We start from the raw sequence: 13,108 nt of genomic DNA, 5'->3' as shown, positions 1-13,108 counted from the left end.
AACGGGAGAAAATCTGAGCTTTTTTAAAAATTTAGAGGTTATGCAACACGCTCAAACTAATCATTCCAAAAAATATCTTCCTATTATTTCTACCTCCTTACAGCCCAGAGTTAAACCCTGCTGAAAAGATATGGCAACATATCAAAAGAAAGTTTACCAATAAACATTTCGAAAATTTAGAACAAATCAGCACATTCTTTGACCAAGCAATAAAGAACCTAAGCCCTCAAATGGTAATGTCTATATGCACATTCAAATATATGAATATAGATACATTTTGGTCTAATTAAAATATCATTATCGTATTAGTTAATTAATTCAAAATCAAATAGTTAAATATTTTTATTCTTTTTGTCGTGCAACAGGCTCAGAAAGTTTACCAATAAACATTTCGAAAATTTAGAACAAATCAGCACATTCTTTGACCAAGCAATAAAGAACCTAAGCCCTCAAATGGTAATGTCTATATGCACATTCAAATATATGAATATAGATACATTTTGGTCTAATTAAAATATCATTATCGTATTACACGTTCTAAATCATCAATGTTTGAATAGGCATATCGCAAAAATAGAAAATATTGTCAGCGAAGTAGCGGCTTGGCAACAACACAGAAACAACAAAAATGGTAAAATCAATTGGCAATTTACAACAAACGATGCAAGGCAAAAACTCAGAAGACTTTATCCGTCAATTTACGATTAACATAATAGTAGTTGCAATGGAGAAACTTTTCAAATTTTCATTGATGAGTTTTCATTGCAAGAGCCTGAAGAATACAAAATAATGGTTTTGGATAATGGTGCATTCCACAAGGCAAAAAAACTAATCATTCCAAAAAATATCTTCCTATTATTTCTACCTCCTTACAGCCCAGAGTTAAACCCTGCTGAAAAGATATGGCAACATATCAAAAGAAAGTTTACCAATAAACATTTCGAAAATTTAGAACAAATCAGCACATTCTTTGACCAAGCAATAAAGAACCTAAGCCCTCAAATGGTAATGTCTATATGCACATTCAAATATATGAATATAGATACATTTTGGTCTAATTAAAATATCATTATCGTATTAGTTCGCATGTGTTGCAGCGCATCCGTAACTAATCTTACCACATGAAAACGGTCTATTACTTGTGTGCTATTTGCAAAACTGCTTCGGGCGGCTAATGCCATATTGGAAGCCATATCCATAGTTATTTCTTTTACTTTGTTTCTTTGGTTAAGGGGTATTTTCTCTAATACATCTTGTATCGTTTTTGCCTCCGTTCCGGCTATGATGGCTATGACTGATTTCTTGTTTTGGTTTCGGGTATTTTTATGGGTAACAACGGTATAAAGTTCTCCTTTAGATAAGCTGACTTCGTCAATACTAATGTGTTCGGTGGTGTTTTCCGGGTAAATCAGATAATCTTCCGCATATGGTAATTGCTTCCATTCTTTATAGCCGCTTACTTGGTGTTTATAGTGCCGCTGCAATTTCTTTCCATTCACAAAAAAGTAACTGGCTATATTTTTCATGGTATCGGGTCGCGTATCCACTTGCATCTTTTAAAAAATCCGATAGTTCACTGGTAAATTTTGAACCATCGGCTATAAAGGAAAAATCTCGTTGGATAATTGCTCCCCTTTGTTTATGTCGCCATCTTCGCTTGCGTATCCGAAGATATACTCCTTTGCCTCGTATAGGAAAGTCTTGAACAATACATACCGGTAAGAACCCCTTTGATTCGTATTCCGAAGATGAATATCCATTAGGGATTTCATTCTTTTCATCAAAATCTATGAGCCAGTATTCTATTTTCTCTGCTACCGAACATAGTTGTTGGTATTGCTTTATCTCGAAGTATTCCAATATCTCCTCCGGAAATACTTCATTGAAAAATGTTGTTTCGATGGTAAGTGTTTTTTATTGCCTCAAACATACCACTTTTAACAATTACTCCCCATAAATTAGGATTGACCCAAAAAGACTGCTTGTAACATAGCTTAAATTTTGTTTTTGGGGTTCTGAAAACGAACTTTGTGCTAAGAAGAAACTCCATTTGTGGTGAAAAATAGCTAAACTTCCCCAAATTATGTTACGGTTAAGCATTGTTCTACTATTCTTATTTTCATGGCTTTACGGAGATAGAGAGTTGGGAAAGCAAGCAAAAGAGCTATGGCAGGGGAGGCAATATGTTAGCTCTGCTGCTGCTATAGCGAAATTAGGGGATGATTTTTTGCCCCAAGAAGCAAGTTATTGGGCTTTTAATCGGGCACAGGGTTTATTTTGGGCAGAATCTTTGGAGGCAGCATACGCCCTTTATCCCAAATCATCACTTAATAATCAGGTTCTTTCTATTTCTTGGAATCAGTTGGGCGTTATAGCGATACGTGCGGGTAGGGGAGAAGAGGCAAAGCATTGTTTTCAGGAGTCGTTACGCTTAGATGAAAAGAATCAGGTTGCGCGGCGTAATTTGGAGTGGCTTTTGCGAAACAGCCCCCCGCCACCACCTCCGCCACCACCACCCTTGCCGCCACCACCTCCGCCACCCACAGTGCTCCCTAAACCAGAACAGACTTTTAACAATGTACTCCCAAATATAACCACAACTGAAACCCAGCAACGTATACACAACCTAACCCAAGAACCGAACCGCTTTTGGCAGCAGATTAGAAAAAAAACAGCCACTACCAATACCTCAAAAAACCCTTGGTAATACAAATCATGCCAATTCTAAATCGCTGTAAAAAAGTTTTCTCTACTTTTACAAACTAATTTAAAATCGTAACCCGTTAATATTTCATGGTTTCAAAACAGGCAGCAATACTGGCTATTTCTTTCTATTTATTTTTGGGGTTATCAAGTTCTATTGCGCAGGAAATTCGGTATCGCCCCGTTTGGGAGGGGAATATCAGCAGGAAATGTGCAGACGGTAGCTTGCAAATGTCTCCCTCTTTTACCGGCTGCTCTTATCGTGAAGATGTTTGTAATCTACCTTTTGCGACCCTAAGGATTCCGGTTCAAGCTGGATACCTCGTTTCCATTACAGGAGTTACTGGAAGTGCTACCTCAAGCCCAGCAGATGGGGTTTTTGACAAAACATTAAATTCAAATGATTTAGCCGGAAATTGGTTTCCCCAAAATCTGGTTGAGTTAGGCGATATTGTGGTAGAAAGAAAACAAACCTATCAATTGGTTCGGGTGTATCCCCTGCGAATACAATCCGGCGGGGGGAATATACAACGCTATTCGGAGATGATTATTCATTACCAAACTCAGCCGAGTGGAGCTGCTAAAACACAAGGAAGCCGCACGTATGCAGAAAACTCTGTACTATCCACAGGAAATTGGTATCGTTTAGCATTAACTAAAAACGGCATTTATAGACTGAATAAAGGGTTTTTAGCCAATCAATTAGGCATTAACTTAGCCGATTTAAACCCCAAAACCATCAAAATATATGGCAACGGTGGGCAAAGACTGCCACAGGATAACGCTAAATTTCGCTATGATGACCTCTATGAAAACCCGATTTATATTTCAGGGGAGCAAGACGGCCGATTTGATGACAATGACTACATCCTGTTCTACGGAGAAGGAACAACTTATTGGTTAGCGGATTCTTCCGGAAGCACTTACCAGCATGAGCTGAATATCTATTCAGACTCAAGCTACTATTATCTTACATTTGGTGGCCAAGACGGTAAACGTATAGCCGATAAACCGTCCATTGCCGGAGATACCTTAGTAGTTGGTGATAGAGATTTGCAGTTTTCTGAAGAAGACAAAATAAATCCCTCTAAATCCGGACGGCTTTGGGTAGGTCAGGCTTTTGACTTAAATAATATTCTAAACCTATCTTTTCGGCTAAACAACCCAACTGGAGACGTTACCGTGCGCTACAAATATTTAGTTCGAGCCGGCCTCCCCTCTATTTTTGAAATCCGAGAAAATGGAATATCCTACAAATCAACAAATTGCCCCACAACGAATAAATCTAACCCAGAAGCCCTTTATGGATATTGGATGAGTGAATCTATCACAATTCCGCTAACTGCCCTTACTGACGGAACTGTGGATTTACAATTTAGCTATCAAAAATCTACCGGAGATATTGTTTGGTTAGATAACGTTGAGGTTGAATACAGCCGTAATTGGCTTATTAACGCTGACCAATATACCATTCGCAGCAAAAACTACCAACGAAATGTCTCTTACGAAGTATCCGGCGGGACGTCAGGCTTGTGGATATGGAATGTTACGGATAAACAAAATCCCATAAATCAGTTGTATCAAGCTAATGGTCAGGTTCTTGCTTTTTCTTCAGAGGTATTTCGCCCAAGTGAATGGATTGTATTTCGGCCAGAAGGTGTATTTGTGCCGTCTTTCAGCGGCTTTGTTCCTAATCAAAATCTACATGGGTTGCCATTTGCAGAATATTTAATAGTTGTTCATTCAGATTTTTTAGTGCAGGCAAATCGTTTGGCAGAATTGCACCGTCAAAGATACAACCGCACCGTAAATGTAGTTTTAACGCAGCAGATTTGGCAAGAATTTTCTTCCGGAAAAGTAGATGTTACGGCTATTCGTGAGTTTGCTAAAATGTTTTATGATAAAGCCGGCAGTGATACCACCAAATTCCCCAAATATCTATTACTTTTTGGAGATGGTTCTTATGATTGGAAAGGACGTGTTTACCCTGGATCCAGCTTTGTACCCAGCTATCAAGGATTTCAGTCATTAACGCCGACCCGCTCTTTTTCCAGCGATGATTATTTTGGGTTTTTAGATGACGCAGAAGGAAATTGGGGAGAGGGAACAGGGCTTTTTCCGGATGATAATCGTGGAGTTCAAACCCATTTTTTGGACATCGGAATAGGACGCTTCCCTGTGGCTTCTGTAGCCGAAGCCGAAGCCGTAGTCAATAAAATTATTCATTACGTTAGCGACCCGGTAACTTTCGGAGATTGGCGTAACAAGATTCTATTGATAGGAGACCATAAATTAGTAGATGGATGCGTTCACATGGACCAAGCCGACCAATTAGGATCACTAATTTCCCGAAATGCTCCTTGCTACAACTTAGACAAGGTTTATGTAGATAGCTATCGTGCTGTAAACACTTCGGGAGGTGAACGCTTCCCAGAGGCTAAAGACGCGCTCTTACGTAAGTTTGAATCCGGAAATCTATTCGTGAACTATACCGGACACGGAAACGAAATCGGCATATCAAACGCATATCTACTTGAATTGCCAGATATTGCAGTGATGAAAAACTATGACCGATTGCCTTTTATGGTAACGGCTACCTGCGAGTTTGGCCGCTATGACGACCCCACTCGCAGAACAGGTGCCGAACAACTTTTTATTCATGAACAAGGCGGAACTATCGGCATGATGACTTCCGTAAGAATCGTATTTTCCGGATTTAACTTCCAATTCAACAAAAACTTCTATGAGTATGCAGTCCGTTTTGATTCAGTATTAAACCGCTATCTAACCTTAGGAGAAATTTATCAACGGTCTAAAAACCTCAGTTATTCTCCGGGTTCATACAATGCCGATGCCATCAATACTCGTAACTTCTGCCTCTTTGGAGACCCCGCCCTTATCCTAAATTATCCCAAAAACGTAGCAAAAATCACCCAAATCAATAATAAACCGATAGACCCAAGTAACCCGGATACCCTAAAAGCGATGTCTAAGGTTACGATAACAGGAGAAGTGCAAACGCCAACCGGAACATTATTAGAAAATTACACCGGCGAACTTACCGCCAAAGTATTTGATAAACCCACCCAATTTATCACCTATCAATTAGGCTGCCGTTTTCAACTACAAAAGAACATTCTATTTAACGGCGTTGCCTCCGTAAAGCAAGGTAAATTTCAGTTTTCATTTATTGTTCCATTAGATATTTCTTACGCCATAGGTAATGGAAGAATTAGCTTGTATGTTTCTGATAACCAAGAGGATGGTTCAGGATGTACCAGTAATGTTATTGTTTGCTGTACGGATTCTATGGCCGGTAAACCGGATAATCCGCCTACGGTAAAACTAATGATCGACAGCGAAAAATGGATAGACGGAAGTATTGTTAATGAAAACCCAACCCTTATCGCCGATGTAAGTGATGATTTAGGAATAAATACCTCCGGACTTGGAGTCGGGAGGGAACTAACTGCGGTGCTAAATGCCGCTGACAACCCCATCGTTTTAAATGAATATTATCAAGCCAAAAAGGATAGCTATCGTGAAGGCACTATTCGTTATCGTTTTAAGGAACTACCGCAGGGAGAATATCAGCTAAACGTTAAGGTATGGGATGTAAGCAACCATTCCGGGACGGCAGAAACCCGCTTTATCGTTGCTGATGACGCTTCCTTGGCATTAGAACATATATTTAACTATCCCAACCCATTCACAACAAACACTACTTTTTTCTTTAACCACAATCAAGCCGGACATTGGTTAGATGCCCAAATTCGGATTTATAGCATTTCAGGAAAATTGGTAAAGTCTTTACGACAAACTTTTTACGGCGAAAGCAGCATTAGCTGCTCTATTGACTGGGACGGCTTAGATGATTTTGGCCAACGAATCGGACGCGGTGTGTATGTGTATGAAGTAACCGTGCGTGTAAAAGATACCGGTAAACAAATCAGCAAATTTGAAAAACTTGTATTACTCCGTTAATGCAATATTTTAGAACTATCTGGCTGCTAATATGGATCGGAAACTTTCTAATAATAAGTTGCCAACCTCTTCCAAACCAAGCTAAAGAAAAACAACCTTCAAGGGTTGTTTTAGGTTCAGAAATCTTATTGACCCAAAAATTAGATATACTCAAAAACAAACGAGTGGCTTTGGTAGCCAATGCTACTTCCGTAGTCTTTGACTCCATACATTTAGTAGATGCACTCTTAGAGAAAAAAGTTAATTTAGTACGAATTTTTGCCCCCGAACATGGTTTTAGAACGGATGTAGATATGGAGGCAACCGTAGTAAACCATACAGATACTAAAACCGGCCTGCCAATAGTTTCTTTATACGGAAAAATAAAAAAACCTACCTATGAGCATTTAGCAGATGTAGATATTGTTTTATTTGATATTCAGGATGTTGGAACGCGCTTTTATACGTATCTCACAACCATGTGCTATGTTATGGAAGCCTGTGCCGAGTTTGGTAAAGAAATTATTATTATGGACAGACCCAACCCCAACGGATATTATGTGGCCGGACCCATATTAGATTCAAGTTTAACGTCTTTTGTGGGGTTGCATCCCGTACCAATTGTTCATGGGATGACCTTAGGGGAATATGCCCGTATGGTTAATGGAGAAAAATGGTTAGCCGGTGGCCGGGTGGCTAAGTTACAGGTGATTTTGTGTCAAGGATACCGGCATAAACTTCGGTGGCAAGAAACCGGTCGTACTTGGATCCCTCCATCTCCCAATTTAAAAACGCCGGAAGCTGCCGCTTGGTATCCCGTATTATGCTGGTATGAAGGCACAATAGTTAGCGTTGGGAGAGGTACTGAAAAGCCATTTGAACAAATTGGATTTCCTCAACACGTTGGTTTCCACAGAGCTTACCAAAGAGACTCTGCCCTGAAAGAAAAAACACACTTCTCAATCAATGGTGTAAATCTCGAAATAACCACCTTTACCCCCAAACGAATGCCCAATGCTTCTTACGAACCGCCGTGCTTAAACCAACTTTGCTACGGAGTTCGGTTTATTGACCTCCAGCCCCCAGATACAGGACTTTTCCGCTTCGGGCTGCAACTATTATTTAATTGCTACCATGAATACCGTGAGTTTTACAAAAAATATGACCAATACTATGAACCGCCGGTGTCATTTTTTAATAGCTATTTTCAACGCCTTGCAGGCGACACAACGCTACAAGAATCAGTTCTAAATCAAAAGAATCCCGAAGAAATCTATAACCGTTGGGAACGTGATGCCCGTACATTCAAAAAAACGCGACTTAATTATTTACTGTATCCAGATTGATGCCTTTTAAGTACTAAATCATAGCACGATTCTAAATTACATCTACTACTCTAACTATTCTGTGTATCAGCTAATTGCTGTACGGAAGCTAATTGATAATAAAGTCCGTTACCGGACATAAGTTCTTCGTGAGTTCCCTGCTCCATAACTTTTCCCTTATCAATAACGATAATTTTATCGGCATTTTTGATTGTAGAAAAGCGGTGAGCTATAATTAGTGTTGTTCTATTTTGCATCAGTTTATCTAAGGCTTGCTGTACCAATCTTTCGGATTCTGAATCCAAAGAACTCGTTGCTTCGTCTAAGAGTAAAATAGTTGGGTTTTTCAAGATGGCTCTGGCAATAGCAATTCTTTGGCGTTGGCCTCCGGAAAGTTTTATACCGCGTTCACCTACAAGGGTTTGGTATCCTTCCGGAAAAGAGGTTATAAAGTCGTGAGCATTGGCTTGAGTAGCTGCGGTCTCTATTTCTGTTTGGCTTGCCCCCGGCTTTCCGTAGGCAATATTTTCTGCTATAGTGCCTCCAAACAGCATTACATCTTGCGGAACTAAGGCAAATTGAGAACGATATTCGGTCAGGCTATATGTTGTAATACCCGCATCATCTACTGATATTTTTCCGGTATCGTTTTGGTATAGTCTTAGTAATAACATTGTTATAGTAGTTTTTCCTGCACCGGAGCTTCCTACTACAGCGACCTTTTGTCCTGGTTTTACTGTAAAAGAAAGCCCCTGCAACACAGGGATTTCGCTGCGAGTAGGGTAAGAAAAATGTACATCTTCAAAATCTATTTTTCCGGTAAAGCGGGTTATTGGGGTAGTGTTTACTTGATGATACGGTTCGGTAGGTTCTGCCAGTAATGACCGAACGCGCTCAGTTGCACCAATTGTCTTTTGAAGTTGTGCATAAAGGTCTCCCATCCCGCCAATAGCTGCGCCCACAAATGTTGTGTATAATACAAACGAAGTTAGTTCTCCTACCGTAATTTCTCCTGTCTTTACTAAGTGAGCACCGTACCAGATAACTAAAACGATTCCTCCAAAAATACAAAATATTAGGAATGAGACGAATGCAGCACGATATTTAGCTCCACGCAATATTGCACGAACAAACTCCTGTAAACTCTTTCCATATCTGCCGGTTTCAAATAGTTCGTTTGCAAAAGCTTTTACATTCACAATGCCTTGCAAGGTCTCTTCTACAATTATATTAGAAAGAGCTAATTTATCTTGTGCAATTTTTCCTATTCTACGAATTTGTTTACCCAAGATTACCGCCGTAATAACCAATATTGGAAAAGAGGCCAACATCACCAAAGTGAGCTTTGTCGAGATAAAGAAGATAACCGTAATTCCCACAAGGAGGGTAGCTATCTGCCGCAAGAGTTCGGCAAGTGTTGTGGTAAAGGTATCTTGTATTTGACTTAAATCTGCCGAAATTCGGCTGGTGAGTTCACCTACCCGATGTTGGTTAAAAAAGACTAATGGCAAGTATATCAGGTGGTTGTAAAGTGCTTTGCGAATATCTGCTAATGTTTTTTCGCCTACTTCTGCAAACCAAACTACCCGGAAAAAAGAAAATACAGCTTGTAGGCTCAGTACGGCTACTAATATGATTGCTAATTCATCAATAGTAAAATAGGCTTGTGTAGTCTTGTAGGCTGCATCAATTAGTTTTCCGGTAGCAAACGGAAAGGCGAGAGTTGTTAGGCTTGAAAAAATGAGGAATATAAGTCCTGCAAAGAGTTTGATTTTGTAGGGCTTAACGAAGCGGGCTATTTGCCAAAACTCGTGTATGCGTTGGCGGGTTATGGGAGGAGGCTTGGGTGAGTCGTCTTCAACATCCCATCTGCGAGATGCCATAGGTTTTCTACGGTCTTAGTCTTGAATCTTTGCAGTTATCCGAATGTCTTTCAATGGCTTATCGTTTTCATCTTTTTGAACAGCGATAATTTTTTCGACAACATCCATTCCTTCAACTACTTCTCCAAAAACAGTGTACATATTATCCAAAAATGGTGCTCCGCCAACTTCTTTATACAGTTTCTTTTGTTCAGGGCTATACTTAAATGGTTTTACTTCTTTTTCAAATGCTACACGCATTCTCTTTTCAAAATCCATAGAAAGTTTGGTTACGGAATCAGGATTGCTTTTTTGCAGTGTTTGAAAGTCTATTTTTCTCAGAAAATCATTTTCCGGGCGGCCAAAAAACTGTTTACCAAAGAATTGCATTTGGTCTTGCTGAATGTAATTTTCTATTTGGTTTAGTTCTTCATCAGAGATTTTTTTTCCTTGCACGATGAAAAATTGGCATCCTGATGATCTGCGCATCGGATTTATTTCATCTCCGGTTCTTGCCATAGCTACAGCACCTCGCTTGTGAATGTATTTTGAAGACAAAAATTCCGGATCAAGGGTGTAGGTTGTGTCCCCTTGCCCCGGTTTTCCTTGAAAGTTAGGATTACGGGTGTTGGGGTCGCCTCCCTGAATCATAAATTCTGATATTACCCGATGAAACGTAGTGTTGTTATAAAAACCAGATTTAACTAAACTTTTGAAATTCTCAGAGTGTTTGGGAGTATCTGGATTCAGACGTATTTTTATATCCCCAAAAGAAGTGCTGATAGTAACCAGCCCTTTGGTTTCTTTTTGTTGGCAGCCGCCAGTAAAGCCAAAAAGAAATATAAAAGCAATTAATGCCGGCAATAATTTACTTGACATTGTGTATGTGTGTGTTGTACAAAATAAGCCGCGAAGTTAGTTTATTTTAAGGCACAAGTAACTAAAAACATTTACAATGAAATAAAGCCATATTAACTTATCGTAAGTTATTGACTTATTGGTAGTTTGAGCTTTATTCCGAACCATTTACGTAGTTTACGAATCCAATAGGGTTTTTGTTCAAAGCTTATTTTATGCTGAATTAGTTTTTCCGGTCTTATATTTTGGGCTAAACTGCATTTTTGTTCCCATGTTTTTTCTTCGTTCTTTTGCCAAAAAACAGCGAGTACTTCACGAAATTCTTTGAAATTCCAGTAATGGAATAAGATATTTTCTGCCGGAAAAATATAGCCATTTTCTTGAAATACCACCGAAAAAGCCAATTGCTCAATGGTATGTTTGGGATATTCTTTGTATAACAAATCTGTTATATCTAAAACTCTGATTAACAGTTTTTTATCTGCTGTTTGAAAGCCAAGTACGCCTGCGTTCCACATACCTAAATTTCCCTTGATATGTAACTGCCCTGATGGAACATTAAATGTTTTTCCCCGAATATGGTTATATATCTTCTTGTTTAGCAGTAGTTTAGATTTTTCTAAAATATCTTCTTGGGTGTGCATAATCCTTTTTTGGGATTCAATGGTGTCAAAAAGTAGTTCAGGTGAGGCCATAAAAGTAGTATCGGTATCTACATACAATAAGTTTCCACTAACGCGCTCCGAAATATCTAACAAAACCGCTATTTTTACTCGATGAACAAAGTCTATTTTACCACGCCATTGCTGAATTTTTTCGGCAGTTATAGGAAAAAATAAAACAGAACTCTCTTCTCCAATTTGCTGACGAAACCAATCCGGTTGGTCTGTATAAACAATAACCTTTAAATCAGAGTTCAAAATATATGGCCAAAGTGTTGATAATGAATACAAACACTCATGTAGAATTTCTGTTTTCCCGTAAGCTTGATATACAATATAGTTCATACTGCCAGACGGCTATCTCTTGGCTTCTTAAAAAACCAAGTTGGTAAAATTAAACATAGTTCAATAAGTTATGTGGATTATTTTTAGTAATTAGAAAAAGGAAACCCTCAAAAAACTTTACAATTCTTTGAGGGGCAAAAATACTGGTTGTTGTTCAGTGCCTTACAGCGTTTTTAGTTGCTAAATATTTGGCTTCAACTAATTTTGTAATTTTGAGTAGTGAAAAAAATATTTTATCTTCTGTTCATAACGGGGTTAGTTTTTGGGTGTACTAACAATCCCAAAGTGGATACCAATAATTCGGGTACTCAAAATACTCCTGTTTTTGTGCGTAAATCTCCTGATTTTCAAGTAGATTCGGCTTATTTTTTTATTGAAAAGCAGTTGAGTTTTGGGCATCGTATTCCAAACACACCGGGGCATAAGCGGTGCGCAGCTTGGTTAGTAGAAAAATTTAAAGAATTTAAAGCGGAGGTAACCGTTCAGGCAACTACGGTAACTAAGTATGACGGTGTTCCGTTGGCTATTCAGAATATCATTGCAAGTTATAATCCCCAACAGGCACACCGTATTTTGATTAGTGCTCATTGGGATAGCCGCCCTGTTGCTGACGCAGATTCGTCCAACAGAGATAAACCTATTCCCGGAGCTAATGACGGAGCCAGCGGAGTAGCGGTATTACTTGAAATTGCCCGCCAACTGGGTGCTCAGAATCCTGCTATTGGAGTAGATTTGATTTGTTGGGACGCTGAAGACCTGGGAGTTAGCCACGAAGAAAACTCGTATTGCCTTGGCTCTCAATATTGGAGTAAAACACCACACCTACCGGGATACAAAGCAAAATATGCTATTAACCTTGATATGGTAGGTGCAGCAGGGGCTACTTTTACCCAAGAAGGTTTCTCTAAACAATATGCACAGCAATATCTTGACCATGTATGGCAAATCGCGCACCATCTTGGATATGGCCAGTATTTTTTATTTAACTCGGATTCAGAAATATTAGACGACCACTTCTATCTCAATACCATAGCAAACATACCTACCATTGATATTATTCACAGAGATTTATCAACAGGAGGGTTCTTTCCTCACTGGCATACTCAAAGAGATGATATTCAGTCTATTAACAAAGAAACACTGAAAGCTGTTGGCCAAACAATGCTGGAAGTAATATTTCAGGAGACCAAAACCACGCCGGTACAATAACGCCCTATTCTTTAACTATACGGATAAAAACGTAGAAATCTACTGAATCAGTAATAACTGAATTGATAGCAGTTGGTTTTTTTGAGTTGTAGTATTTCTTCACAAGTTCTAATAAATCATGAGGCGAAAACGTATAATTACGTTTTCGCCTCATAAAAATCGGTTTTATCTAATTGTTAAT

General features: G+C 39.0%; 11 protein-coding genes and 2 pseudogenes. 7 read left to right on the top strand and 6 right to left on the bottom strand.

Translation table 11 applies throughout. The features are described from left to right. Positions 1-56 precede the first annotated feature (56 nt). The 3 genes and pseudogenes from LC115_07345 to LC115_07335 all read left to right on the top strand — a co-directional run bounded on the left by LC115_07345 (position 57) and on the right by LC115_07335 (position 1,062). Positions 57-146 (top strand): annotated as a pseudogene (locus LC115_07345) (transposase). 376 nt (positions 147-522) lie between these two features. Further along, positions 523-708 (top strand): annotated as a pseudogene (locus LC115_07340) (IS630 family transposase). Positions 709-741: 33 nt separating this feature from the next. Next, a complete protein-coding gene (locus LC115_07335; protein MCZ2356486.1) occupies positions 742-1,062 on the top strand; it encodes a transposase in 321 nt (106 codons plus the stop codon). Here LC115_07335 and LC115_07330 read toward each other — a convergent pair. Further along, the gene (locus LC115_07330) at positions 1,059-1,499 is read right to left on the bottom strand and encodes a transposase (GenBank protein MCZ2356485.1); all 441 of its coding nucleotides are present in this window, start codon (positions 1,497-1,499) and stop codon (positions 1,059-1,061) included. The genes LC115_07335 and LC115_07330 overlap by 4 nt on opposite strands. Further along, positions 1,468-1,860: a hypothetical protein gene (locus LC115_07325; GenBank protein MCZ2356484.1), complete on the bottom strand. Its 393-nt coding sequence runs from the start codon at positions 1,858-1,860 to the stop codon at positions 1,468-1,470. Before LC115_07325 ends, LC115_07330 begins: the two co-directional genes overlap by 32 nt. A 223-nt stretch (positions 1,861-2,083) precedes the next feature. Between LC115_07325 and LC115_07320 the strand changes: the two genes are divergently transcribed. The 3 genes from LC115_07320 to LC115_07310 all read left to right on the top strand — a co-directional run bounded on the left by LC115_07320 (position 2,084) and on the right by LC115_07310 (position 8,012). Beyond that, positions 2,084-2,707: a tetratricopeptide repeat protein gene (locus LC115_07320; GenBank protein MCZ2356483.1), complete on the top strand. Its 624-nt coding sequence runs from the start codon at positions 2,084-2,086 to the stop codon at positions 2,705-2,707. An 86-nt stretch (positions 2,708-2,793) separates the two neighbouring features. After that, positions 2,794-6,687: a type IX secretion system sortase PorU gene (gene porU / locus LC115_07315; protein MCZ2356482.1), complete on the top strand. Its 3,894-nt coding sequence runs from the start codon at positions 2,794-2,796 to the stop codon at positions 6,685-6,687. Then, positions 6,687-8,012 (top strand): DUF1343 domain-containing protein, encoded by a 1,326-nt coding sequence (locus LC115_07310; GenBank protein MCZ2356481.1) that lies wholly within the window; start codon positions 6,687-6,689, stop codon positions 8,010-8,012. Before porU ends, LC115_07310 begins: the two co-directional genes overlap by 1 nt. Before the next feature lie 50 nt (positions 8,013-8,062). Here the strand turns inward: LC115_07310 and LC115_07305 are convergent, their stop codons facing one another. The 3 genes from LC115_07305 to LC115_07295 form a co-directional block, all read right to left on the bottom strand. Further along, positions 8,063-9,874 (bottom strand): ATP-binding cassette domain-containing protein, encoded by a 1,812-nt coding sequence (locus LC115_07305; protein MCZ2356480.1) that lies wholly within the window; start codon positions 9,872-9,874, stop codon positions 8,063-8,065. 15 nt (positions 9,875-9,889) lie between these two features. Beyond that, positions 9,890-10,732, bottom strand: a complete 843-nt coding sequence (locus tag LC115_07300) for a peptidylprolyl isomerase (GenBank protein ID MCZ2356479.1) — start codon at positions 10,730-10,732, stop codon at positions 9,890-9,892. A 107-nt stretch (positions 10,733-10,839) separates the two neighbouring features. Continuing rightward, complete coding sequence (locus LC115_07295; protein ID MCZ2356478.1) at positions 10,840-11,718, bottom strand: hypothetical protein; 879 nt, start codon at positions 11,716-11,718, stop codon at positions 10,840-10,842. Positions 11,719-11,937: 219 nt separating this feature from the next. Here LC115_07295 and LC115_07290 point away from each other — a divergent pair, with 219 nt between their 5' ends. Continuing rightward, positions 11,938-12,927 carry a M28 family peptidase gene (locus tag LC115_07290; protein MCZ2356477.1) on the top strand — a complete coding sequence of 330 codons (990 nt, stop codon included), beginning with the start codon at positions 11,938-11,940 and terminating at the stop codon, positions 12,925-12,927. A gap of 4 nt (positions 12,928-12,931) precedes the next feature. Here the strand turns inward: LC115_07290 and LC115_07285 are convergent, their stop codons facing one another. Then, positions 12,932-13,081 carry a hypothetical protein gene (locus tag LC115_07285; protein MCZ2356476.1) on the bottom strand — a complete coding sequence of 50 codons (150 nt, stop codon included), beginning with the start codon at positions 13,079-13,081 and terminating at the stop codon, positions 12,932-12,934. Between the last annotated feature and the right edge of the window lie 27 nt (positions 13,082-13,108).

This window comes from Bacteroidia bacterium (genome assembly GCA_026932145.1).
Classification (GTDB): Bacteria; Bacteroidota; Bacteroidia; order J057; family JAIXKT01; genus JAIXKT01.
This window is presented reverse-complemented; position numbering and strand designations above follow the sequence as displayed.

Coding starts and splice junctions, on each gene's coding strand:
- LC115_07310 (MCZ2356481.1), top strand. CDS start 6,687: ATGCAATATTTTAGAACTATCTGGCTGCTAATATGGATCGGAAACTTT.
- LC115_07305 (MCZ2356480.1), bottom strand. CDS start 9,874: ATGGCATCTCGCAGATGGGATGTTGAAGACGACTCACCCAAGCCTCCT.
- porU (MCZ2356482.1), top strand. CDS start 2,794: ATGGTTTCAAAACAGGCAGCAATACTGGCTATTTCTTTCTATTTATTT.
- LC115_07285 (MCZ2356476.1), bottom strand. CDS start 13,081: ATGAGGCGAAAACGTAATTATACGTTTTCGCCTCATGATTTATTAGAA.
- LC115_07320 (MCZ2356483.1), top strand. CDS start 2,084: ATGTTACGGTTAAGCATTGTTCTACTATTCTTATTTTCATGGCTTTAC.
- LC115_07300 (MCZ2356479.1), bottom strand. CDS start 10,732: ATGTCAAGTAAATTATTGCCGGCATTAATTGCTTTTATATTTCTTTTT.
- LC115_07295 (MCZ2356478.1), bottom strand. CDS start 11,718: ATGAACTATATTGTATATCAAGCTTACGGGAAAACAGAAATTCTACAT.